The 22012-nt window shown below is 47.9% G+C and carries 28 protein-coding genes; 1 reads left to right on the forward strand and 27 read right to left on the reverse strand.

Annotated elements, in window-relative coordinates:
- The 20 genes from FN782_RS09065 to upp all read right to left on the reverse strand — a co-directional run bounded on the left by FN782_RS09065 (position 1) and on the right by upp (position 16775).
- Positions 1-1527 carry a complex I subunit 4 family protein gene (locus tag FN782_RS09065; RefSeq protein ID WP_425462698.1) on the reverse strand — a complete coding sequence of 509 codons (1527 nt, stop codon included), beginning with the start codon at positions 1525-1527 and terminating at the stop codon, positions 1-3.
- Positions 1524-3386 (reverse strand): NADH-quinone oxidoreductase subunit L, encoded by a 1863-nt coding sequence (gene nuoL, locus FN782_RS09070; RefSeq protein ID WP_142505471.1) that lies wholly within the window; start codon positions 3384-3386, stop codon positions 1524-1526. The genes FN782_RS09065 and nuoL overlap by 4 nt, the downstream gene beginning before the upstream one ends.
- Before the next feature lie 31 nt (positions 3387-3417).
- Positions 3418-3723 (reverse strand): NADH-quinone oxidoreductase subunit NuoK, encoded by a 306-nt coding sequence (gene nuoK / locus FN782_RS09075; RefSeq protein ID WP_142505472.1) that lies wholly within the window; start codon positions 3721-3723, stop codon positions 3418-3420.
- Positions 3723-4229: an NADH-quinone oxidoreductase subunit J gene (locus tag FN782_RS09080; protein ID WP_185956186.1), complete on the reverse strand. Its 507-nt coding sequence runs from the start codon at positions 4227-4229 to the stop codon at positions 3723-3725. Before FN782_RS09080 ends, nuoK begins: the two co-directional genes overlap by 1 nt.
- Complete coding sequence (gene nuoI, locus FN782_RS09085) at positions 4229-4669, reverse strand: NADH-quinone oxidoreductase subunit NuoI (protein ID WP_142505473.1); 441 nt, start codon at positions 4667-4669, stop codon at positions 4229-4231. Before nuoI ends, FN782_RS09080 begins: the two co-directional genes overlap by 1 nt.
- 34 nt (positions 4670-4703) lie before the next feature.
- The gene (gene nuoH / locus FN782_RS09090; RefSeq protein ID WP_142505588.1) at positions 4704-5672 is read right to left on the reverse strand and encodes an NADH-quinone oxidoreductase subunit NuoH; all 969 of its coding nucleotides are present in this window, start codon (positions 5670-5672) and stop codon (positions 4704-4706) included.
- Between the two features lie 64 nt (positions 5673-5736).
- Positions 5737-6387 (reverse strand): NADH-quinone oxidoreductase subunit C, encoded by a 651-nt coding sequence (locus FN782_RS09095; protein WP_281285932.1) that lies wholly within the window; start codon positions 6385-6387, stop codon positions 5737-5739.
- Complete coding sequence (locus FN782_RS09100) at positions 6384-6905, reverse strand: NuoB/complex I 20 kDa subunit family protein (RefSeq protein ID WP_142505475.1); 522 nt, start codon at positions 6903-6905, stop codon at positions 6384-6386. Before FN782_RS09100 ends, FN782_RS09095 begins: the two co-directional genes overlap by 4 nt.
- Positions 6896-7270, reverse strand: coding sequence for an NADH-quinone oxidoreductase subunit A (locus FN782_RS09105; protein ID WP_142505476.1), 375 nt, complete (start codon positions 7268-7270; stop codon positions 6896-6898). Before FN782_RS09105 ends, FN782_RS09100 begins: the two co-directional genes overlap by 10 nt.
- Positions 7271-8628: 1358 nt before the next feature.
- Complete coding sequence (locus tag FN782_RS09110) at positions 8629-9033, reverse strand: F0F1 ATP synthase subunit epsilon (RefSeq protein WP_142505477.1); 405 nt, start codon at positions 9031-9033, stop codon at positions 8629-8631.
- Between the two features lie 23 nt (positions 9034-9056).
- Positions 9057-10466 (reverse strand): F0F1 ATP synthase subunit beta, encoded by a 1410-nt coding sequence (gene atpD / locus FN782_RS09115; protein WP_142505478.1) that lies wholly within the window; start codon positions 10464-10466, stop codon positions 9057-9059.
- 76 nt (positions 10467-10542) lie between these two features.
- On the reverse strand, positions 10543-11415 hold the full coding sequence (gene atpG / locus FN782_RS09120; RefSeq protein WP_142505479.1) for an ATP synthase F1 subunit gamma: 873 nt from the start codon (positions 11413-11415) through the stop codon (positions 10543-10545).
- A 92-nt stretch (positions 11416-11507) separates the two neighbouring features.
- Positions 11508-13025, reverse strand: a complete 1518-nt coding sequence (atpA, locus tag FN782_RS09125; protein ID WP_142505480.1) for a F0F1 ATP synthase subunit alpha — start codon at positions 13023-13025, stop codon at positions 11508-11510.
- Positions 13026-13052: 27 nt separating this feature from the next.
- On the reverse strand, positions 13053-13598 hold the full coding sequence (locus tag FN782_RS09130) for a F0F1 ATP synthase subunit delta (RefSeq protein ID WP_142505481.1): 546 nt from the start codon (positions 13596-13598) through the stop codon (positions 13053-13055).
- On the reverse strand, positions 13595-14080 hold the full coding sequence (gene atpF / locus FN782_RS09135) for a F0F1 ATP synthase subunit B (protein ID WP_246064904.1): 486 nt from the start codon (positions 14078-14080) through the stop codon (positions 13595-13597). The genes FN782_RS09130 and atpF overlap by 4 nt, the downstream gene beginning before the upstream one ends.
- 87 nt (positions 14081-14167) lie before the next feature.
- A complete protein-coding gene (gene atpE, locus FN782_RS09140) occupies positions 14168-14392 on the reverse strand; it encodes a F0F1 ATP synthase subunit C (protein WP_142505482.1) in 225 nt (74 codons plus the stop codon).
- 39 nt (positions 14393-14431) lie between these two features.
- A complete protein-coding gene (atpB, locus tag FN782_RS09145; RefSeq protein WP_142505483.1) occupies positions 14432-15163 on the reverse strand; it encodes a F0F1 ATP synthase subunit A in 732 nt (243 codons plus the stop codon).
- Positions 15141-15584, reverse strand: a complete 444-nt coding sequence (locus FN782_RS09150) for an ATP synthase subunit I (protein WP_185956173.1) — start codon at positions 15582-15584, stop codon at positions 15141-15143. The genes atpB and FN782_RS09150 overlap by 23 nt, the downstream gene beginning before the upstream one ends.
- 64 nt (positions 15585-15648) lie before the next feature.
- Positions 15649-15867, reverse strand: coding sequence for an AtpZ/AtpI family protein (locus FN782_RS09155; RefSeq protein WP_185956174.1), 219 nt, complete (start codon positions 15865-15867; stop codon positions 15649-15651).
- A 278-nt stretch (positions 15868-16145) separates the two neighbouring features.
- Entirely contained in the window at positions 16146-16775 is a 630-nt protein-coding gene (upp, locus tag FN782_RS09160; RefSeq protein ID WP_142505486.1) for a uracil phosphoribosyltransferase, read from the reverse strand.
- A gap of 267 nt (positions 16776-17042) precedes the next feature.
- Here upp and FN782_RS16830 point away from each other — a divergent pair, with 267 nt between their 5' ends.
- Complete coding sequence (locus tag FN782_RS16830) at positions 17043-17189, forward strand: hypothetical protein (RefSeq protein ID WP_185956175.1); 147 nt, start codon at positions 17043-17045, stop codon at positions 17187-17189.
- 45 nt (positions 17190-17234) lie between these two features.
- Here the strand turns inward: FN782_RS16830 and FN782_RS09165 are convergent, their stop codons facing one another.
- From FN782_RS09165 to FN782_RS09195, 7 genes are all read right to left on the reverse strand, one after another.
- Positions 17235-17543 carry a hypothetical protein gene (locus FN782_RS09165; protein ID WP_142505487.1) on the reverse strand — a complete coding sequence of 103 codons (309 nt, stop codon included), beginning with the start codon at positions 17541-17543 and terminating at the stop codon, positions 17235-17237.
- 14 nt (positions 17544-17557) lie between these two features.
- Positions 17558-17866, reverse strand: coding sequence for a hypothetical protein (locus FN782_RS09170; protein ID WP_142505488.1), 309 nt, complete (start codon positions 17864-17866; stop codon positions 17558-17560).
- Between the two features lie 353 nt (positions 17867-18219).
- A complete protein-coding gene (locus tag FN782_RS09175; RefSeq protein WP_142505489.1) occupies positions 18220-19467 on the reverse strand; it encodes a serine hydroxymethyltransferase in 1248 nt (415 codons plus the stop codon).
- An 84-nt stretch (positions 19468-19551) separates the two neighbouring features.
- Entirely contained in the window at positions 19552-20100 is a 549-nt protein-coding gene (locus FN782_RS09180; RefSeq protein WP_425462699.1) for a TIGR01440 family protein, read from the reverse strand.
- Between the two features lie 5 nt (positions 20101-20105).
- Positions 20106-20546 (reverse strand): ribose 5-phosphate isomerase B, encoded by a 441-nt coding sequence (gene rpiB, locus FN782_RS09185; protein WP_142505491.1) that lies wholly within the window; start codon positions 20544-20546, stop codon positions 20106-20108.
- A gap of 14 nt (positions 20547-20560) precedes the next feature.
- Complete coding sequence (locus FN782_RS09190; protein ID WP_142505492.1) at positions 20561-21184, reverse strand: low molecular weight protein arginine phosphatase; 624 nt, start codon at positions 21182-21184, stop codon at positions 20561-20563.
- A gap of 109 nt (positions 21185-21293) precedes the next feature.
- Positions 21294-22007, reverse strand: a complete 714-nt coding sequence (locus tag FN782_RS09195) for a ZIP family metal transporter (protein ID WP_185956176.1) — start codon at positions 22005-22007, stop codon at positions 21294-21296.
- Positions 22008-22012 lie beyond the last annotated feature (5 nt).

Here is a 22012-nt window from a genome sequence, read left to right on the forward strand (position 1 = left end):
CTACCCTCCGATCCTTGAGGCGATCATTTGCATGGTAGCTTTGATCGGTTCTCCCAGAACATCAGGATAGACACCGATCAGAAGAATAAAGGCCAGTAACATCAGCATCGGTGCCGCTTCCGAAGGTTTGATATCCGTGATATCAGATAAACGACTCTTCAATGGACCAAAACCGGTTGCCAATACCGCTCGCAGTGTATAGGCTGCTGTTAGCACCAACCCCAATATCCCCACAGCCGCCAAAGCCGGTTCCTGCTGAAACAATCCAACAAAGACCAGGAACTCCGAAACAAATCCGGACATTCCGGGAAGACCGAGCAAAGCCAACCCTCCGGCGAGAAAAACACCTGTCAATACCGGTGCCGACCGGGCCATCCCTCCAAGTTTTCCAATCTCGGTCGTTCCTGCCCGATCGACCAGGCTGGCAATGAAGAAAAAGAGTACGGCGGAGATCAATCCATGAGAAACTGCTTGGAATACCGCTCCAGTCAACCCGGAAACATTGGCGGAGGCAACGCCAAACAGAATGATCCCCATATGGCTGATACTTGCATACGCCAGCACTCTCTTCAGATCCTGTTGAACAAAGGCCAGCACCGCACCGTACAAGATGTTGACAAGACCAAGTACTGCCAACGTCGTGGCGATTGTACGCATTTGGTCCGGAAAGAGCTGTACCCCAAAGCGTATCAAACCATAGGCTCCCATTTTCAAGAGAACCCCCGAATGAACCATCACTACAGCCGGCGGTGCTTCTGTATGCACCTTCAGCATCCATCTGTGAAATGGAAAAATGGGAAGTTTGATCCCAAAAGCTACCACCATGGAAAGAAATATCCCCCACACAATCTCCTTTAAAGGACTTTGCGATAACACTCCCTTGGTTCGGGGATGATCCGACAATTCCTGTAACTGATTGAAATCCAGCGTTCCAAATAGGACCAACAATCCGACAAGCGATATGAGAAGAAACGCGGAACCCAATCCGTTATACAGCAAAAATTGATTGGCCGCTCTTTCTCTGTGCACAAACCCCCAGATGCCAATGAGAAAATAAAGGGAAACCAGCGTGATTTCAAAAAACAGAAAGAAAAGAAAGAGGTTTTGGGCCAGAAAGACCCCCAACATTCCCATCTCCAGAATGAGAAAGAACAGAAAATATTCCTTCTGTCTCTTTTGTATGTACGTGGAAGCAAATGCTGCCAAGGTAGCAACCACTGTTGCCATGACCACCAAAGGCATCGACAGGCCATCCACTCCCATATGATAGGTCAACTCCCAGGATGCTCCCCCGGAAAGCGGGATTTCAAACCATTGAAGCCGATGTTCAAATTGAACGCTGTCCATACCGGAATGAAATGTTCCATACAGTAAAAGGGCCAGCACCAGAGGTGGAAACGTAGCCAATATACCCAGCCTCTTTAACCAACCGGTTCTTTTCTGCGGCACCAGTAACAGTAACATGGCTCCCAGAAGAGGAGAGAAAGCCAACCATGTGGGAAGCATATTGAGAACGTTCTCCATCATCCAAACAACCTCCCCGCTGTCAGGCCAATGATCAACAGAACAAGCCCGATGACACTCACCAAGGCATACGTTTGGGCCTGCCCGTTCTGAAGCCTCGTAACAATTGCTCCTGCAAAACGGGGGATTCCCGCCACCAGATGAACGATTCCCTGGACAATATATCGATCAAAGGCGGACAATAAGAATCCCAACATCCGATAAGGTTCAACCACGATCGCTCTTTGCATTTCATCCACATAACATTTCCGGTGCAGAAACGAGTACAACCAGGGAAACGGCTTTTGCAAAAGATCTCGTGGAATACTTTTATTGGCATATACAGCCCAAGCAAGAATGATCCCCGCCAGGGAAACGGCAATGGAAAAGAAAGCAACCCAGATGGAGGCTTCCCCCACTTTACCCGATATGGTGTCAGATCCTTCCCTTAACCAAAAGCTTAAATGATGTCCGGGAACCTCGACAAACCCGGCAAGAATGGACAGAAGGGCCAAAACCCCCATGGGCCATATCATTGTGGAAGCAACTGTCTTCCCTCTTGTCTCGATGGAGCTCTTTCCCCAAAAAGCGAGAAAAAAGAGGCGAAACATGTAAAAGGCAGTTAAGAAAGCCGTCACAATCCCCAGAATGAAGATTCCCATACGCCCGTCAGCAAAAGCGGCCAACAGAACCTCTTCTTTGGAAAAAAATCCGGAAAACGGTGGGATGCCGGCAATCGACAGGCAACCAATTACAAAGAACCAACCCAATGTTGGATGCGTTTTCCAAAGTCCTCCCATCCTTCGGAGATCCTGCTCATGGTTGAAGACAATGATGATGGCTCCGGCGACAAGGAACAAAAGAGCCTTAAACACTCCGTGAGTCATGAGGTGAAAGATCCCAGCCACATATCCTCCTGCACCCAACGCAAACATCATATAGCCCAATTGACTGATGGTGGAATAGGCCAGCACTCGCTTGATATCATATTGCACCAGCCCGATGCCAGCAGCAAAAATCGCTGTAAACGCCCCGGTCCATGCTACGGTATCCATCGCTACGGAAGAGGATTGAAACAATGGAAACATGCGGGCCACCAGAAATACTCCTGCTGCCACCATTGTCGCAGCATGAATAAGGGCACTGACCGGCGTTGGTCCTTCCATCGCATCCGGTAACCAGGTATGTAGCGGAAACTGCCCTGACTTCCCCACTGCGCCCACAAAGACCAGCAAAGCGATAAGCGTCACCATTCCCGGAGGAATCTCCCCGGCATCCAGGGATGCAAAAATCGTCGTCAATTCCAAATTCCCCACATAAAGCAACGTGAGAATCACAGCGATCAACAGACCAACATCCCCGATCCGTGTCACAATAAACGCTTTTTGTGCAGCACGCTTGGCCTCCGGTTTAAAATACCAGTAGCCGATCAACAAAAACGAACAAACCCCGACCAATTCCCAAAAGATATACAGTTGAAGAAGATTGGGGGATAGAACCAGCCCCAGCATGGAAAACGTAAATAGACTCAAATAAGCGTGGAAGATAGGGACGCGCTGATCTCCCTTCATATAGGAGTGGGAGTAGACCTGAACAAGGAAGCTGATCAGACTGACCAAAATCATCATCAAAACATTCAGTTGATTCAGCTCAATCCCGAACCGTATGGTTGTTTCCCCAAAGGACAGCCATGGAAAGAGAGAGAGGTGGTTCCCTTCACTCAATTGCACCCACAAAGCAGCCACTGATCCGAGAAAGGATAGAAAAGCGGAAAGGCTTCCCACCCATGTCGCTGTTTTCGCTTGAAAAACGTTTCGGCCTGCCAACAGGAGGACAAAGGCGATCAAGGGAAAAAGCGGGATCGCCCATATATTTTCAATCATTGATTGAATCACCCTTTGTTTGACGTATTGCTCAGCCTTTCATCATATTGTAATGATCCGCCTTCACGGAATTTCTGTTACGGTAGAGAGCAATAAGAATTGCGATTCCCACAGCCGCTTCCGCAGCGGCTACAGTAATAGTGAATAGGGTAAACACATGCCCTGTCTGATTGGCATATAATCCGTATTTGGAAAAAGCCACAAGATTGATGTTAGCAGCATTTAACATTAACTCAATGCAAAACAATACCACAACAGCATTTCGTTTGGTCAACACACCATACAACCCCAGACTGAACAGAATCGCACTCAACGCGAGATAAGAAGTGATCGGCATTATGGTTTCGACTCCTTCCGTGCCAAAATGACAGCCCCCACCAAAGCGATTAAAAGAAGAACGGAAACCGCTTCAAAAGGAATGACATACTGTTTGAAAACAGCCTCTCCCAACCAAGCGGTTGAAAATGTCCCCACCTCCGCAGTGATCTCCGTCAAAGGGGCATTGTAAATGGTATGGATCACAATTCCCAAAAACGACCCCACTCCCAGAAAGCTGAGTAGATTGTGCCACGGACGCACGGAATCCCCTTCCTGATCCCGGTGACGGGTTAGCATAATTCCAAATAACATCAGAATGGAAACGCCACCTGTATAGATCAAAACCTGTACCACCGCTAAAAACTCCGCATTCAATAGAAGGTAGATGCCGGCGATACTGAGCAGTGTAAACGCCAATGCCAGCGCCATGTGAACCACTCGGACTAGGTTCATCAGAAGCACCGCTCCACCGATTGCAAAGATTGACAGGACAAAAAAAGCGATAAACTCGCCATTGATCTGCATCACTTTTTCACACCCCGTGCATTCACATTGTTCACACTTCGAATCTTGCTATCATTTTCATGAAGCCATCCCATGTCTTTAAATAATTCATCCCTGGTATACACAGCCAGTTCAAAGTGTTGAGTCATCACCACTGCTTCAGTGGGACAAACTTCCGTACACAAATCACACAAAATACAGATTTCAAAGTTGATGTCATACGTATCAATCACTTTTCCCCGCTTTCCCGGATCCGGATGTTTCCGGCCCGTCAGGGAAATGCAATCCGTGGGACAAACCCGGACACATTGATTGCAGACGATACACTTTTCCGGATCAAAATGCTGAATGCCACGAAACCGATCGGGCATCTCCATCGGTTCGTCAGGGTATTTACGGGTAACTTTTTGCTTGGTCATCGTCTTCAGCGTGACACCCATCCCTTTGATGAGGCCCATCATGGGAATCCCTCCATCCCTGATAAAGATGTGGTTGTTAATAGACTCCAGGAAACACTTCCTTTAGGACGGCTGACAAAAAAATATTGAGGAGTGCCAGGGGAAGGAGCAGCTTCCATCCGAGTTGCATCAATTGATCCATCCGAATCCGGGGAAGTGTCGCCCGAATCCAAAACAGTGAAAAGACAACCAAAAGAAATTTAAGACTGAACCACAGGATCGGTGGAACCAGATCGAGACCGAAGACAGGCTTCCACCCACCGAGGAACAATACGGTCGTCAATGATGCCATCGCAAAAACATAGACGTATTCCGCCAACATAAAAAACGCAAAACGAAAACCGCTGTACTCCACATGATAGCCTGCCACCAATTCCGATTCCGCTTCCGGAAGGTCAAAGGGAGTCCGGTTCAATTCCGCCAGTGAAGCGATGAAAAAAACGATAAAACCGAGAAACTGCGGAACAATAAACCACAGATCTTCCTGCGCTTCCACAATCTTTGTCAAATTGAGTGTCTGTGCACTTAAAATTACTCCCACGACGGACATGATCAAAGGAATTTCATAACTGATCATCTGCGCAACCGACCGCAATGCTCCAAGCAGTGCATACTTGTTATTGGAGGCCCATCCTCCAGCCAGCATCCCAATGGTTGTGATACTGGATACAGCGATATAATACAACAGACCCACACCGAGATCAGCAAAGACCCATTGATCGGTAAAGGGAATCACTGCCAACACTGCAAATGAAGGGACAAAAGCGATCACCGGTGCCCATTTAAACAGGGGATGATCCGCTTTGGACGGAATGGTATCCTCTTTGATCAACAATTTCAAAATATCCGCGACGGTTTGCAACATTCCCCAAGGCCCCACCCGATTGGGACCGATCCGTGCCTGCATCCAGCCGATCACTTTTCGCTCAAACAGAATGGCAAAGGTGACAAATCCAAGAACGATGAACAAAAGACCCACTGGACCCATCAGTATCCCCATACTCATGTCCATCCATCACCCCAATCACTAAATCCCGTGCTTTAAGCGGATTCCTTCCATTCAATCTTCGCTATAATCCCTGGTCATAAGGTTTGTAATCTTTTCTCAGGGGATGGCCCACCCAGTCCTCCGGCATCAGAATCCGTTTCAGTTCCGGATGTCCTTGAAAGCGGATTCCCAAAAGATCATAAACCTCCCGCTCATGCCAGTTGGCGGCCGGCCATACATCCGTTACGGAGGGAATCCGGGGATCTTCCCGGTCTGTTTTTACTTTGATACACAAGGTATGACCGTGCTTCAAAGAAACAAAATGGTATAACACTTCCATATGTTCTTCATAATCCACGCCTGACAAATTTTCCAAATACTCAAATGCAAGGGATTCCTCCTCCAAAAGTAGACGGGAGACTTCCGGCCACTTTGTGTTGGAAACTGCAATCGTCGGCCGATGATGATCCGGACGGTTGATATAAGCTTCTTCCACCACCCCATCCCCTATCTTTTCTGTCAAAAGACGGGTCCACCGATCCAACAGCGGTTGATTGTGAGAGGGTTCCAAGGGTTCTTCCCGTTTTTTTCGTTTTCTGGCTGGAGCAGACCTTTTAGCCTTGGCTTTCGCTTTTGCTACAGCAGAAACTTTTTCCTCTGTCTCCTTTGAGGAATCCCGTCCGTTGTTTTCTTTTCCCTGCTGATTTAAATCTCCTCCCCGTCCCTCAGTCAACGATCCGTCACCTTCTTTCCCGTTTTCGCTTCGTAACGTATTTTTTCCTGTAATTTGTTGATTCCGTAAATCAGTGCTGCCGGATTGGGGGGACATCCGGGAATATAGACATCCACAGGGACAATCTGATCCACCCCTTTAATCACTGCATACGATTTCACATAGGGACCCCCTGCTGTTGCACAGGAACCCATGGCAATCACCCATTTGGGTTCCGGCATCTGATCATAAAGCCTGCGCAAAAGAGGACCCATCTTTTTGGTAACGGTACCGGCTACAATCATGACATCGGATTGGCGAGGCGATGCCCGAAAGAAAGAACCGAATCGGTCCATATCGTAATGAGCCGCCCCCGTCCCCATCATCTCAATGGCACAACAGGCCAGACCAAACGTCATGGGCCACAGGGAATTGCTTCTCGCCCAAGCCTTCACATTGTCCAACGTGGTGGTCATGATATTTCGCTTCAGCAGTTCTTCCTCTTCATTGGGTTGAATCCGTTCCAGATCTAGGTCCATTCCAACACCTTCTTCTTCCAGGCATAAAGAAGTCCTATCAGCAAAAAGAAAACAAAAACCAGCATTTCTACCAAGATAAATATCCCAATATCCGCCCGTAAGGCATCATATGCAACGGCCCAAGGGTAGAGAAAAACCGTTTCCACATCAAAGATGACAAACAGAAGCGCAAACAGATAATACCTCACATTAAACTGTACCCAACTGTCACCAGTGGGATCGACACCACTTTCATACGCAATCGCTTTCGCTTCGGAAGGCTTGTGCGGCCGAAGCCAACGCCCCACGGTCAGGGCCACTGCCGGCAATGCCAAACCGACCAAGATAAAGACGGCCACTGAAACATAGTTTTCAACCACGTTCAACCAGCCCCCAATCACTCATTTCTTCACAAAATAATGGATAAAATCGGAATTTACACCGGTACCGCTTTTTTGTCTGTTCGTAGCAGTACAACTCTCCTATCATTTGTATTTTAGCCCCATTTTGATATTCCACTCCCCAAGTTATTCCATAGGCTACCCCCAAATTCCTTCAAAAATCATGGACAACCGCTAACAGAGAAGGTATATCTGAAAAACAAAAAAAGCCACTTTGGGAAAGCGGCAGTGTGTACAAATATACCTTTCAGAAAAAGTTGCAGCACATAATAGAAAAAAGTTAACGCCACAATAAACACTAAAATATATACATACCTTTTTCTTGTATTCCAGTTGTCATACAGATGATAACAGGCATACACCACAACCATTATCGCAAAAAGCATGGAATAAAGACTGTTATCCGAACAAATTGCGATCGCTCCAGTTATCGCCATGAAACCACTAAGGATTCTTTCCATGATCATCCTTCATCTCAACCCTTCAATAATAATCAAATTTCAAAAAATTATATCGGCTTGTTATACGAAATGTCAATTAAATTTGAGAACAAAATATAAATTAAAATCCTCTCCCACAATATATGAGAGAGGAAGCTTGGATCACACGTCTTTTAAGGACAGCGTGTCCTCCCTGCATAAGAAATAATTCCTTTCCTAATGGCCTTCTTTCTCTTACTGTCCTTATATAGATTAGTTTTAAATTTGAAACAAGGATTCAACTTGGATCGACCTGTTTTCTTCAGATCAGGGTAACAGGTGCCTGATATCTGTCAAAACAATCTCGAAATACAATGTTTCATGTGGAACATTGTTGGTTTTTGTCTATTTATGGCTCCCTCAATCAGTCATCTAACATCGTCGGAGAGAAAGGATTCAATGTCTTTTTTCCATAAGTCCAAGTTCCTTTCCTACAATCGTACTGTCCGGATTAAATAACCTCAGCCACTCTCTTAGGAGGGCGTTTTTTAACTTCAACCATCAATATATTTTTATGTCGCATTAGATGACATAAAGACGATTCATTCCTACAATTGTGCAGCATCTAAAAAATTCCAAGCAAAACCTATCAATCCGATGGTAAATACGGCAATCCATCTATTCGTCGCCTTTCTTTTTTGCATTCATGTACAAGTCCTAAAACTGAAGCAATCGATAGAATGAAATAAACAATCACCAACAAAACGCTGAACAATCCAACCCCTAATCGCCAGTTATTTTATTTATGTTTCTATCTGGCTGATTCAACGCATTCGTATACATTATTTCAGGATGGCGGAACATTCTCCGTTCATTAACCAAACAAAAACAACCCACGAGATCGTGGGTTGTTTTGCGCCTTGCTCATCGGTTTTTCCCGACTTGAAGCCGGATCATCGCTTTTTGCAGGGCAATCTGTGCCCTTTTAAAGTTAATCTCTTCGTTTTGCTCGTCGGACAAACGTTCTTCCGCACGTTTTTTCGCCGCTTCCGCACGCTCAACGTCGATTTCATCGGGGAGTTCAGCGGTTTCAGCGAGAATCGTTACCTTGTTCTCGCTTACTTCGATAAAACCTCCGCTGACGGCGACGAGTGATTCTTCCCCGCCTTTTTTCACTTTGACTGCCGTAATCTTAAGCGGGCTGACAAAGGGGGCGTGGTTTGGAAGAATCCCGATATCGCCTTCGGCGGCGCGGGCGATCACCATTTCCACTTCTTCCGAGTAGACTTTTCTCTCAGGTGTCACAATGTCCAACTGCATGGTGCTCATGGACACTCTCTCCTTCCAGCCCGTCAGACGAGGGTTTTCGCCTTTTCAACCGCTTCTTCGATGGTTCCCACCATATAGAAAGCATCTTCCGGCAGGTCGTCGTGTTTTCCGTCCAGAATCTCTTTGAAACTGCGGACGGTCTCCTTCACAGGAACATATTTTCCGGGAACATTGGTAAACTGTTCGGCCACATTCATCGGCTGGGAGAGGAACTTTTCAATTCGGCGGGCACGGCCCACAATGGTTTTATCCTCTTCTGTCAGTTCATCCATTCCAAGAATAGCAATAATGTCCTGCAATTCCTTGTAGCGTTGCAGTACTTCCTGCACACCACGAGCCACTTTGTAGTGTTCTTCACCCACAACCGCCGGAGTCAGAATCCGAGAGGTAGAAGCCAACGGATCGACGGCGGGGAAAATCGCCTTGGCCGCCAAGGAACGTTCCAGGTTGGTGGTGGCATCCAAGTGGGCAAAGGTGGTTGCCGGCGCCGGGTCCGTATAGTCGTCAGCCGGCACATAAATCGCCTGGATCGAGGTAACCGATCCTTTTTTGGTCGAGGTAATCCGCTCCTGAAGCTGACCCATTTCTGTGGCCAACGTCGGCTGATACCCCACCGCAGAAGGAATGCGGCCCAACAAGGCGGACACTTCCGAACCCGCCTGGGTAAACCGGAAAATGTTGTCCACAAAGAACAACACATCCTGTCCTTCTTCATCACGGAAATATTCCGCCATGGTCAGACCCGTCAAGGCCACACGCATACGGGCACCCGGCGGTTCATTCATCTGACCGAACACCATGGTGGTTTTCTCAATCACACCGGAATCGCTCATCTCATGATAAAGGTCATTTCCTTCCCGCGTGCGCTCTCCCACTCCGGCAAAGACGGACAAACCACCATGCTCTTGAGCGATATTATGAATCAGCTCCTGAATCAAAACGGTTTTCCCTACACCGGCACCGCCAAAGAGACCGATCTTACCCCCTTTAGCATAAGGAGCCAAGAGGTCGACGACTTTGATTCCTGTCTCCAATATCTCTTCCTGAGTGGACAAATCTTCATATCCCGGTGCAGGACGGTGAATCGAGTAGTTGGTTTCCGAAGTCACCGACTCTTTTTCATCAATGGGGTCTCCCAACACATTAAATACCCGACCCAATGTGGGACGACCCACCGGAACGGTAATCGGTTTTCCGGTATCCACCGCTTCCATTCCACGAACCAAACCGTCAGTGGAACCCATCGCAACACAGCGAACCGTGTTGTCCCCCAATTGAAGCGCCACTTCGACGGTCAGATCAATGTCTTTCTCGCTCGAAGTTTTCGCCTTATATTCAACCTTAATTGCGTTATTGATTTCAGGTAGGTGTCCTTGGTCGAACTGAATGTCGACAACGGGACCCATTACCTGCAAGACGCGTCCAGTGCTCATCCGTTTCCCTCCTTAAACTGCAAGTGCAATCTCTTAAACGGGGCTTTACAAATCGTTCAGGCTGTCATCATCGTTATTACTCCTGAGCACTGGCACCCCCGACAATCTCGGCCAGTTCCTGGGTGATGGCAGCCTGTCGTGCACGGTTGTACTGCAAAGTCAAGTTTCCGATCAGATCGGATGCGTTGTCGGTTGCACTGCCCATTGCCGACATTCGTGCTCCATGTTCGCTGGCTTTCGACTCAAGGAGCGCGCTGTAGATCAATGTTTCCGCATAACGGGGCAAAAGCTCAGCCAGAACTTCCTCTGCGGTAGGCTCATATTCATAAAAGGTTTTGGCCCCTTCGTCCCCTTTCTTTCCTTTGAGATCCACCAAAGGCAGGAGACGATGTTCGACGGGACGTTGTGTAACCGGATTGATAAATTCATTGTAAAGAAGAACCAACTCGTCGTATGCCTCATCCGCATACATGCCAACCGCTTGGGATGCAATTTGTTTAATGTCACTGAACTTCGGGCTGTCCGACAATCCGGTTACTTCTCCAATAACCGGATAGTCTCTCCGTTTCAGAAACTCAAGACCCTTTCGTCCAATCACAAAGATGACATACTCATCTTTGCTCTGGTGCCGATCCGCCACCGTCTTGACCAAGGTGCGCAGGAGGTTTCCGTTAAATCCTCCGGCAAGCCCCCGGTCGGACGTAATCACCAAGTAGCCCGTTTTCTTCACGGTGCGGGAAGTCAGCATTGGATGTTGCACCCCTTGGGTTCCAGCAGCAACAGACGCGATCACTTCCCGAATCTTGCTCGCATAAGGACGACCGGACTCAACCTGCTCCTGTGCACGGCGAAGCTTTGCCGCCGAAACCATTTCAAAAGCCTTGGTGATCTGTTTCATATTCTGAAAGGAGTTGATCCGCCGTTTAATATCCCGCATGCTTTCCGCCATACCATCTTCACCGCCTTTCCTCCGTCAGGCAGGCAACTGTCGGCTCTTTCAGGAAAGAGCCGGTTCCCGTGTTGCCTCAACTGACCCTCCGATCATTGATTGGAAGGAGCAAAACCCTTCTTAAAATCCTGAACCGCTTTTTTGATTGCTTCGTCAATCTCATCCGAGAGGTTCTTCTCTTCTCGTATTTTCTTCAGCAAGCCGGAGTGCTCTGCGTCCACAAAAGAGAGAAGATCCGCTTCAAAGCGTTGTACATCTTCCACCGGAATATCATCCAGATAACCTCTTGTGGCTGCATAGATGGAGATAATCTGTTTTTCCACAGGCATTGGCTGTCCTTCATCCTGCTTCAAAATCTCCACCAGACGCTCCCCACGGGCCAGTTTGGCTTGAGTCGCTTTATCCAGATCCGAACCAAACTGGGCGAAGGCTTGCAGATCACGATACTGGGCCAAGTCCAGCTTCAAGGTTCCGGACACTTTTTTCATCGCCTTGATCTGGGCATCCCCACCCACACGGGACACGGAGGTACCGACGTTTACCGCCGGACGGACACCGGAATAGAAAAGATCGGATTCCAAGAAAATCTGTCCATCGGTAATTGAAATCACGTTCGTGGGAATATAGGCGGAGATATCGCCTGCCTGCGTCTCGATAAAGGGAAGAGCCGTCAATGACCCGCCACCTTTTTCATCGGAAAGTTTTGCGGCACGCTCCAACAGGCGGGAGTGGAGGTAGAATACATCTCCCGGAAAGGCTTCACGACCTGGCGGGCGGCGCAAGAGCAACGAAAGCTCACGGTAAGCGGCGGCCTGTTTGGACAGATCGTCATAAACCACCAGCACATGCTTTCCTTGATACATAAAGTGTTCACCCATCGAACACCCGGCATAAGGAGCCAGGAACAAAAGCGGTGAAGGATCAGAAGCGGAGGCACTTACCACAATGGTGTAATCCAGAGCCCCTGCTTTCCGCAGTTTTTCCACCACACCGACCACAGTGGATTGCTTTTGCCCGATGGCCACATAGATACAGATCATATCTTCGTCTTTTTGGTTGATAATCGTATCTACCGCAATGGTCGTTTTACCGGTTTGCCGATCCCCGATGATCAATTCCCGCTGACCGCGGCCGATCGGAATCATGGAGTCAACGGCCTTGATCCCCGTTTGCAGGGGTTCATGAACCGATTTCCGATCCATCACGCCCGGAGCGGGGGATTCAATTGGACGGTATTCACTTGTCTCAATACTCCCCTTGCCGTCCAACGGCTGACCGAGAGGGTTTACCACACGGCCCAGCAGGGAGTCGCCCACCGGAACTTCCATAATGCGCCCGGTCCGCTTGACTTGATCCCCTTCCCGAATTTCCGAGTAGGGACCCAGAATGACGACACCGACATGGTCCTCTTCCAGGTTTTGCGCCATACCCATTACGCCGTTTTGAAACTCCACGAGCTCACCGGCCATGGCATTTTTCAATCCGTGGACGCGAGCAATTCCATCACCGATTTGAATGACGCTGCCCACATCGACCACTTCGATGTTTCCTTCAAACTGCTCAATCTGCTTTTTAATGAGAGAGCTAATCTCTTCAGGCTTAATGCTCATGATTTCACCCCTATCCTTCCAATCCGTTTATCCAACACTGGATTCGGCCATTTGGTTCCGGAACCGCTTCAGTTTATTCACAAGACTGCCATCATACAGACGGTCGCCAATCCTGACAATAACGCCTCCCAGAATATCGGAGTCCACACGGTTGATAATCACCAGACTCTTTCCGATCTTTTTCTGAAAAACGGAAATCAGTTCTTTTTCCTTCGCCTTGGAAAGAGGTCTCGGTGTGATCACTTCCGCCTCCGCAATCCCTTTGGCATCATGGACAAGGCTCCTATACTCGGCTCCAATGGCTTCAATCACATTTTCGCGGTTTCTTTCAGCGAGGAGATGAAGCAGGTTTCGGGACAAGTCGGACAGATCGCTGAACAGCTTGTCATAAACCTCTTTTTTCTCCTCGGACCTTACACGGGGGTGAATCGCCCATTCCCGAAGTTCGGGGTGGTTGACCCACACATCATGAACCGCTTGCCACTCCTGTTCCACCTGATCCAAAAGGTTGTGTTCCTTTGCCACTTCAAACAGGGCCTTTGCATAACGTTTCGCGATAATGGATTGACTCATTGCAATTCGCCTACCTGATTCAGATAGCTTTCCACCAACTTGGATTGATCTTTCACTTTCACTTCTTTTTCAATCAGCTTGGAAGCCAGTGAAACCGAAAGGTTGCCCACTTCGTTCCGAAGTTCCTTGATCGCCTTTTCCTTTTCCAAAGCAATTTCCTCTTTGGCATCCTGAATCATCCGATCGGCACGTTTACGGGCATCTTGCAAAATCTCTTCCGATTCCCGTTCCTTCTGGACTTTTGCCCGCTCCAGCAACTCCTTAGCCTCTTCCCGTGCTTGAATGAGTGCTTCTTTTTGCTCGGAAACCATTTTTTCCGCTTCCGCCCGCTTTTCATCCGCAATGGTCAGTTGCTGTTCAATATGCTCCTGCCGTTCATTCATCACCTTCATCATCGGTCCCAAGGCGTAACGTTTCAGCAGAAGCATCAAAATCAACACAGCACCAACCTGGAATAACATCGTCCCCAGGTGAATACTCAATCCGGTTCACTCCCTTCAACGTTGTCCGTTGTATCGAACAGATGGCGGGGAAGGATATACTCCCCCGCCATTACACTTTGCCGGTCCTTAAATGACCCCGAAAGCCAGCAGGATTCCAATACCGACACCGATAATCGGCAGCGCCTCAATCAGACCGAAGAGAATCATGGTTTGACCAAACAGCGTACTGCGCACTTCCGGTTGCCGTGTAATCCCTTCAATGTACTTGCTGAACAGAAAGCTGTTACCCAGAGCTGCACCCAAAGCAGCAAAACCAATCATAATACCAGCAGCGAGAATGTTAAGATCCATGGTTATTTTTCCTCCCTTAACCTGTTGAAAAATAATTTATTAATGTGCCATCTTCTGTGAGATATACACATTGGCCAAAACGGTAAAGATGTAGGCTTGAATGGCTCCGACAAAGAGAGAGAAGCCCATCCATACGACGAGAGGAGCTCCGGTGATCCACGGGGCACCTTCTGTAATCATAATGGTGATCAAAACCTCACCGGCGAAAATATTCGCCCAAAGACGCATTCCATGGGTAAGCGGTTTGGAAAACTCCTCAAGCAGGTGAATCAAACCCATTGGGGGGATATAATGCTTCAGGTAACTTTTCAGACCCGACCGAATTCCCACAATATGTGTGTAAAGGGCAACAGCAATCGCCATTCCCAATGCGGCACTTAAATCTGCTGTGGGAGACTTAAACCAGGCAATGCCATGGGTCTCTTTCAAAGCCTCTTCCGTAATCCCCAAAGCGGGGAACGGATGATGCGCTTCAGCAGTTACCATCATAATGATACCCAGCTGGTTGGCAACAAAAATGAACATAAACAGTGTAAAACTTAAGACCACATACCTCTCGGCTGTCTTGGCATCATAGGTCATCCGGGTGATACCCTTGCTAAATTCAATGAGCATCTCCACCAAGTTCTGCAATCCTTTGGGTACCATACTGCGGCTACGGGTGGCCAGCACTGCAATGAGAAAGACAATGATGCAGGTTACCACTGTTGCAATCATAATCGTCAAATCAAAGGTTAACCCAAGGAACTCAATCTTCGGTGTCAACTCCATTCCATTCGTTCACCCCTTTCTTCTGTGGTATTGAAGGATCAGTTTTTATGCAACTTAACTCTACCACAATGGCAGTCACATACCCGATCGGAAGCCCCAAGAAAATACTGAGAACATTTACCTGCTCCGGAAAACGTATTCCCAAAATCAAAGGAAGCACCAAGGCGAGGAATCGATTGGCCATTCCAAGACCGCGGGTCTTTGCCCCGGATAAAACCGCCTCTCCCGCCAGCCGAAGTTTTCTTGAAATATGGAGCACATTGTACAGGCTAACCAGACCACCGAGAAATAACCCGGCGAAAAACGATTTGGCGGGGAAGATCAACCACATAAGGAAAATGAGTGCCAGAACAGAAGCAGTGAAGATAAGTACGCGGTGGCGCCGGATTCCCAGCGATTCTCTGTAAGGTTGAAAGTCCAATTGCATCCTCCCAAACGGAAAATGACTGTTGTGGTGAGAGAAGTTTTCAAAAGAGGAACTGCAGTTATTTTTTCCATAAATAGCGGATGGTTATTACAGAACTGATAATTCCCAGCAACATGCCTCCCAAAAGACCGGTCGCTGTCCACGTGGGGAAACTCGCCCATCGGTCATCCAAATACCGACCGAGCCATGCGCCTCCAACGATCAGCACCAGGAGCTCCACTCCCAAAGAACCAAGCAAACCGATCATTTTCCAAGGATTATCCGGCAGTCTACTCAAAGATAACCCCCCGATCATGACAAGGTTCGTAAGTTTTTCCATTGCTGAGAATAATCCTAAACTTGTTCCATCCCGCTTTACATAGTAACCAAGGCCTAAGTACTATGTCAACGCTTTCTTGACACAGAATGTTGAACAATTTGTAACATGTAGTTTTCATGAATTTATAACGTTTTATGGAAATGGATGGTGAGGCCGAAGAGACCGCCTGAAAACAGCGGACCCTGCCTTTCAACCTTACATAGGAATGCTTTTTCATAACGACGACGGCAAACCCGTTAACGCGTGCCATAAAGGCGGTCACCGGCATCCCCAAGACCTGGAACAATGTAACTGTTTTCATCCAACTTCTCATCCACCGCAGCCACATAAATATCCACATCATCATGATCCTTTTGCACCCGTTGAACACCTTCAGGAGCAGCAATCAAACACATCAACTTGATATTCTTGGCCCCCATTTGCTTGATTTCCCGAATCGCTTCGGAAGCAGACCCTCCGGTGGCAAGCATGGGGTCAATAACAATCAGTTCCCGCTCTCCAATATCTGAAGGCATTTTGGCATAATACGAAACCGGTTCCAGCGTATCCGGATCGCGGTACAGTCCGACATGGCCCACTTTGGCTGCTGGAATCAACCGCAAGATTCCGTCCACCATTCCAAGACCCGCCCTCAGAATGGGAACCAGACCCAACTTCTTTCCGGCAAGCACCTTGCACTGTGCTTTGGAAACAGGGGTATCCACCGTCACTTCTTGCAACGGCATGTCCCTGGTGATTTCATAGGCCATCAGCGCAGCCACTTCATCCACCAGCTCCCTGAACTCCTTGGTTCCTGTCTCTTTATCCCGAATAAAGGTCAGTTTGTGCTGGATCAGCGGGTGGTCAAATACATACACACTTCCCATCAGTAGTGAACACTCCTTTTCCTGGCTGGGTCATTCTCGTATCCTTCAGTCTCACACATTGTACTGATCTTTTTTGCAAATGTCTATTCCCGGAAAAAAGAACAGAAAGTTGGGTCATTCCTTCTGCAACCACGATCCTCCTGAAAAAAATTCATTCTGAAAAATATATGGCATAGATCTCCCACCAACAAAAAACTGAACATTCTTTCGATTATGACATAATTTAATACCCTATAAATAGAGCTTACATAAGAGCGAGGTGGGAAAATGGCTGGTCCAGGTGGACGAATGTCGGGCAGTGAAGATCCAAGCCGCTTTGATCCCAAAACCAGGGATAATAAATACGGTTGTTTAACCCTTTTAACGGTTTTAATCGCGCTTCTTCTGCTTCTGTCTTGGTTGGATGTAATATGAAAGAAAAAAAGAAGGGGGGATCAATCCCTCCTCCTTATTTTTTCTTTACTCTTGACTGGTATTATGAGGATAAGTCTCTTTCATAATTTGATGTTGATTTTTAACAAATTCACTCAAAGGAACTTTCTTAATGATATTCCCATCTTTGTCTTTAAGTATAACTGGTACATTCGGATCTCCAGGTACTTCTTTTAAGTCTTCATATTTTTCAGCTTTACCTGCATTGGTAGTGTACCGGTCAGCAGGTGGTTCAACACCTGAATCCACCTTTTCACCAAGGGCAAAAGTCCCTGTTGTAATCCCAAAAATTAAAGCTAAACCAACTACGGTCAAACCAAGAAATTTCTTTTTCAAACTGCATTCCTCCTTTAATTAATTGTAGCTGCATCAGTGGTATAAAAATGGGTGCGAGTAGAGTATGCAAATTCACCTGCTTTAAACTGAATGCCATATGTTTTACCATTATGCGGAAGATTACGCCACTTATATGTATCTGAACCACCTGACCAAGTAAGGTAAACACTGGAACATGCATATTGACCAGAGTGAGCATGGTCTCCGTCTCCTTCTACACCATATTTAACTGTGATTTCATAGTCATCATCATTGGGTAATCCATCTGGAGCGATTTCAAAAGAATCTACATAGACATCCCTTAATGTTGCTATAATAATCAAATCTCATATTGTCGGGATCATAGCTAACTTTATAAAGAAAATTTTTATCTCCACTAGTTCTATTCAGGAATTTGTGATATGCACGAATATTTTGTCCATTATCAAGAAATGTGGGAGAATATTCTACATAAAAAGCCATAACACTATTTGAACCTGAACCACTCCAATAGTCATCTGAACCATGATAATATAGAGGGATATCTGTTGACGCATAGGCTGGAGTAGTCAAGAATGCAAATATCATAATAGACAAGATAAGGATCGAATGACCCTACAAACGCAGAATATAAAAAAGCGTGGAGAAATATAGGAACTTTCCCCACGCTTTAAGCCTCCCCAGAGAACGCCTCCACTCAGATTTTCATATCCGGGTACAGCGGATAACGAGCGGTCAGACGGGCCACGCGCTCAGCAGCCTGTTTTTGTTCTTCTGCGTTCTCCGGATGTTTCAACACCTGGGCCATAATATCTGCAATTTCCTCCATGGCTTCCGTATCCATGTGGCGAGAGGTGACAGCTGGCGTGCCGATCCGGATTCCGCTGGTGACAAAGGGGCTTTCCGGATCGAAGGGAATTGCGTTTTTGTTCACTGTGATCCCCACTTCATCCAGAAGATGTTCCGCTTTCTTTCCGGTCAATCCCAGATTGCGGACATCGATCAGAATCAAGTGGTTATCCGTTCCCCCGGAAATCAACTGGAACCCTCGCTTGACCAGCGCTTCTCCCAAACGGGCGGCATTGTCCACCACGTTCTGGGAGTATTCCTTGAAGGAATCGGCTAAAGCTTCCTTAAAGGCGACTGCCTTGGCAGCGATCACATGCATCAAGGGTCCACCCTGGATTCCGGGAAAGATGGATTTATCAATCGTTTTGGCAAATTCCCCCTTACACAGAATCATGCCGCCACGGGGACCACGAAGCGTTTTATGGGTGGTAGTGGTAACAAAGTCAGCATAGGGAACCGGGTTGGGATGATGACCTGTTGCCACCAAACCGGCAATATGTGCCATGTCTACCATCAGGGGACAACCCACTTCATCCGCAATCGCCTTCAATTTATCAAAGTCAATGGTCCGGGGATAGGCACTCGCACCGGCCACCAGCAGCTTGGGCTGATGCTTCAAGGCTGCATTGCGCACTTCATCATAGTCAATCCGATGCGTCTCTTGGTCCACCCCGTAAGAAACAAAGTTATACATTTTTCCGGAAAAGTTGACCGGACTTCCATGGGTTAGGTGACCACCGTGCGCCAGATTCATTCCGAGGACCGTATCCCCCGGCTCCAGTACGGAAAAGTAGACAGCCATATTGGCTTGAGCACCGGAATGGGGCTGAACATTGGCATGTTCGGCTCCAAACAGCGCTTTGGCTCGTTCCCGTGCCAGTTCTTCCACTTCGTCAACAAATTCACAACCGCCATAATAGCGTTTTCCAGGATACCCTTCCGCATATTTATTGGTCAGCACACTTCCCATCGCTTCCAAGACAGACGGGCTGACAAAGTTTTCAGAGGCGATCAGTTCGATTTTCTGCTGTTGGCGACCCAATTCCTTGCTGATGGCTGCCGTCACTTCAGGGTCCACTTCTCGGATATGACTCACTCAATGTTCCTCCTTTGGTTTCTCATCCAGTTTTCTTTATCTTATCAAATCGGAGAAGTCTGCGCGGGATAAATTGCAATCTTTCTATTCCATGATCTTATAGACCGCTCTTGCTCCTCCGATCAGTTTCGGTCGGGTAATAGCCATGGTGACATGGGCTTTTCCAATCTCCCGGATCGAAGAACGAATCGGTACGGCCACTGGTTTCATATGCATTCCGATGAGCGTATCTCCAATATCGATTCCCGCATCGGCGGATACTTTCTCTACCAAAACCGCATGTGGCAAATGCCTGTATGCATAAGCCGCCATCGCCCCTCCAGCTCCAGGAACGGGAACGGCCGTTACTTCGGTCAAACCGAACGTTTCCTGTGTGGCACGGGTAACGGCCAAGGCGCGGTTTAAGTGTTCACAGCATTGGAAGGCAAGATGGTATCCGTATTTTTCCTGAACGGTTAAAGCTCCTTTGAGAATGGCCGAAGCAATTTCGTCGCTGCCTGCCGTGCCAATCCGCTTCCCAATCACTTCGCTGGTACTGACCCCCATCACCAGTAGATGACGGTTGTCCAGGGGTTTTGCTTTCAGAAGTTCTTCGGTCACCTGCGTCACAGATTGTTGTATGGACTCCTTCAACCGGATCAATCCTCTTCCAATGCCCCGATTTTCTCTACGCGCCGTTCATGACGTCCACTGGCGAATTCTGTGGAGAGCCACCGTCGGACAATCGCTTCCGCCAGACCGGGTCCCACAACCCGTTCACCCAAAGCGAGCACATTGGCGTTATTGTGCTCCCGACTCATTTGAGCGGAATATTCATCGGAAACCACCGCACACCGAATGCCACGAACTTTGTTTGCTGCTATGGACATCCCGATTCCCGTGCCACAAATCAGAATTCCACGATCAAACTCCCCCTTGGCCACTCTTTCCGCTACAGGCAAGGCATAATCAGGATAATCCACAGACTCTTTACAGTCACAACCTACATCAACAAACTCCATCCCTAAATCCTTCAGCACGTGTTTGACGGACTCCTTTAATTGCAACCCTCCGTGATCAGAACCGATGATAATACGCATTCAACCTCACTCCCTCACTCGCCATCATTGACGTTTCTTTTATTCTCCCATTGATCCAGCAACTTTTCCAATTCATTTTCAATTTCTGCCGCACATTGGCGATATTCCTCTACATCCCCGCCAAAGGGGTCCACAATATCCCCACGCTCCACCCATTCGGACACCTCCTTTTGCAGGGAGTTCATTTCCCTTTCCAGTTTTTTCAGTTCCTTTGATGGTTCTCCCGTCAGGGTTGCCCGTCGGGTCTCCCATTCAACCTGCAATTGTGAAAGGGCTTCCAGCTTCTTTTTTTGCGAGTCGGAAAGGGTATACTCCTTTAATGTATATAGCTTGTCCGCCGCTTTCGGATAGGAATGTACCATTAACTGTTTATGGCCGACGGTCATCACCAGAATCAAATCCGCCCATTGAACCAGTTCCTCGGAAACCATTCTGGACTGATGCGAACCATGATGAATTCCTTTTTCCTTCATGACCCGAACAGCCGGCTCCGTTGCGGGAGACCCGTTTACAGCAGAAATACCCGCAGAACGCACTTTTACATCCATCTTCCTCTTCCTCGCTTTTTCTCTTAACAAGGCTTCCGCCATCGGACTGCGACAGGTATTCCCTGTACAGACGAACAAAACCTTTTTCATCCAACCCCTCCCTGCACCCTTTACTGGACTGTTGTATATGATGATATCTTACATTTTCTCAAGGCCTTTGCCTGTTATGCAACCAAAATTGAATCCACGCTGAAAGGACCTATCCATGCAGGGTGTGGATCATCAATGAAAACAGAAGGCCGAAAACCGATCCCCAACGTGCAGCTTTCGGAGAAATTTCCATCGCCCGCGGGAAAACTTCCTGCGTCACCACCCAGATCATGGCTGTAGCCGCAAAAATAAGACTGATTGCTACCCAATCCAATGAACCTGTCAAGAGGTAAAAGCCCAACCACGTTCCCAGAGGAAGAGCTCCTGAAGCTCCCAGACTGATCAGTACGATCCAACGCCGTCGAACTCCAGACGCAAGCAGAGGGGCAGCCATTCCAATTCCCTCCGGAAGGTTATGTACAGCCATCGCTAAAGCCAAGGTAACACCCAATTCCGGCTTGACTCCGAAACCCACTCCAATCGCCGCTCCTTCCGGAAAATTATGGGCAATCACCGCCAGGGATAACACCCATCCCAGTCGACGATCCCGATCCATGGCGTTCTTTTTGCCTGCTCCGGCTTCACTGAAACAGTGAATGCTCTCCATCAGTGTAAGGCCCATCATCATTCCGATCCCAAGATGAATCCAGGAGGGACACAATTTTAAAGCGGTCGGCAACATTTCAAACAGGCTGACAAATAACATCACTGTAGCCGACAATCCCAGAGAACAGGCAATCCACTGTAAAGAAAAACGCTTCAATCGAAGGACCAGCATAGTACCCAACAGTGTGGCAGCCCCAGTCAGGCTGCTAAACCACAATGCCT

Source organism: Melghirimyces algeriensis, from assembly GCF_900182565.1.
In the GTDB taxonomy this organism is placed as follows: domain Bacteria; phylum Bacillota; class Bacilli; order Thermoactinomycetales; family DSM-45169; genus Melghirimyces; species Melghirimyces algeriensis.

Excerpts from the sequence above, each read along its gene's own strand:
- nuoI (WP_142505473.1), bottom strand. The coding sequence starts at position 4,669 with ATGATGGGCCTCATCAAAGGGATGGGTGTCACGCTGAAGACGATGACC.
- FN782_RS09065 (WP_425462698.1), bottom strand. The coding sequence starts at position 1,527 with ATGATGGAGAACGTTCTCAATATGCTTCCCACATGGTTGGCTTTCTCT.
- rpiB (WP_142505491.1), bottom strand. The coding sequence starts at position 20,546 with ATGCGTATTATCATCGGTTCTGATCACGGAGGGTTGCAATTAAAGGAG.
- nuoK (WP_142505472.1), bottom strand. The coding sequence starts at position 3,723 with ATGCCGATCACTTCTTATCTCGCGTTGAGTGCGATTCTGTTCAGTCTG.
- atpD (WP_142505478.1), bottom strand. The coding sequence starts at position 10,466 with ATGAGCACTGGACGCGTCTTGCAGGTAATGGGTCCCGTTGTCGACATT.
- FN782_RS09190 (WP_142505492.1), bottom strand. The coding sequence starts at position 21,184 with ATGAAAAAGGTTTTGTTCGTCTGTACAGGGAATACCTGTCGCAGTCCG.
- FN782_RS09110 (WP_142505477.1), bottom strand. The coding sequence starts at position 9,033 with ATGAGCACCATGCAGTTGGACATTGTGACACCTGAGAGAAAAGTCTAC.
- atpG (WP_142505479.1), bottom strand. The coding sequence starts at position 11,415 with ATGGCGGAAAGCATGCGGGATATTAAACGGCGGATCAACTCCTTTCAG.
- FN782_RS09100 (WP_142505475.1), bottom strand. The coding sequence starts at position 6,905 with ATGGACCTAGATCTGGAACGGATTCAACCCAATGAAGAGGAAGAACTG.
- nuoL (WP_142505471.1), bottom strand. The coding sequence starts at position 3,386 with ATGATTGAAAATATATGGGCGATCCCGCTTTTTCCCTTGATCGCCTTT.
- upp (WP_142505486.1), bottom strand. The coding sequence starts at position 16,775 with ATGGGAAGTGTGTATGTATTTGACCACCCGCTGATCCAGCACAAACTG.
- FN782_RS16830 (WP_185956175.1), top strand. The coding sequence starts at position 17,043 with ATGGCTGGTCCAGGTGGACGAATGTCGGGCAGTGAAGATCCAAGCCGC.
- atpB (WP_142505483.1), bottom strand. The coding sequence starts at position 15,163 with ATGGAGTTGACACCGAAGATTGAGTTCCTTGGGTTAACCTTTGATTTG.
- FN782_RS09080 (WP_185956186.1), bottom strand. The coding sequence starts at position 4,229 with ATGCAGATCAATGGCGAGTTTATCGCTTTTTTTGTCCTGTCAATCTTT.
- atpA (WP_142505480.1), bottom strand. The coding sequence starts at position 13,025 with ATGAGCATTAAGCCTGAAGAGATTAGCTCTCTCATTAAAAAGCAGATT.
- atpE (WP_142505482.1), bottom strand. The coding sequence starts at position 14,392 with ATGGATCTTAACATTCTCGCTGCTGGTATTATGATTGGTTTTGCTGCT.
- FN782_RS09130 (WP_142505481.1), bottom strand. The coding sequence starts at position 13,598 with ATGAGTCAATCCATTATCGCGAAACGTTATGCAAAGGCCCTGTTTGAA.
- nuoH (WP_142505588.1), bottom strand. The coding sequence starts at position 5,672 with ATGAGTATGGGGATACTGATGGGTCCAGTGGGTCTTTTGTTCATCGTT.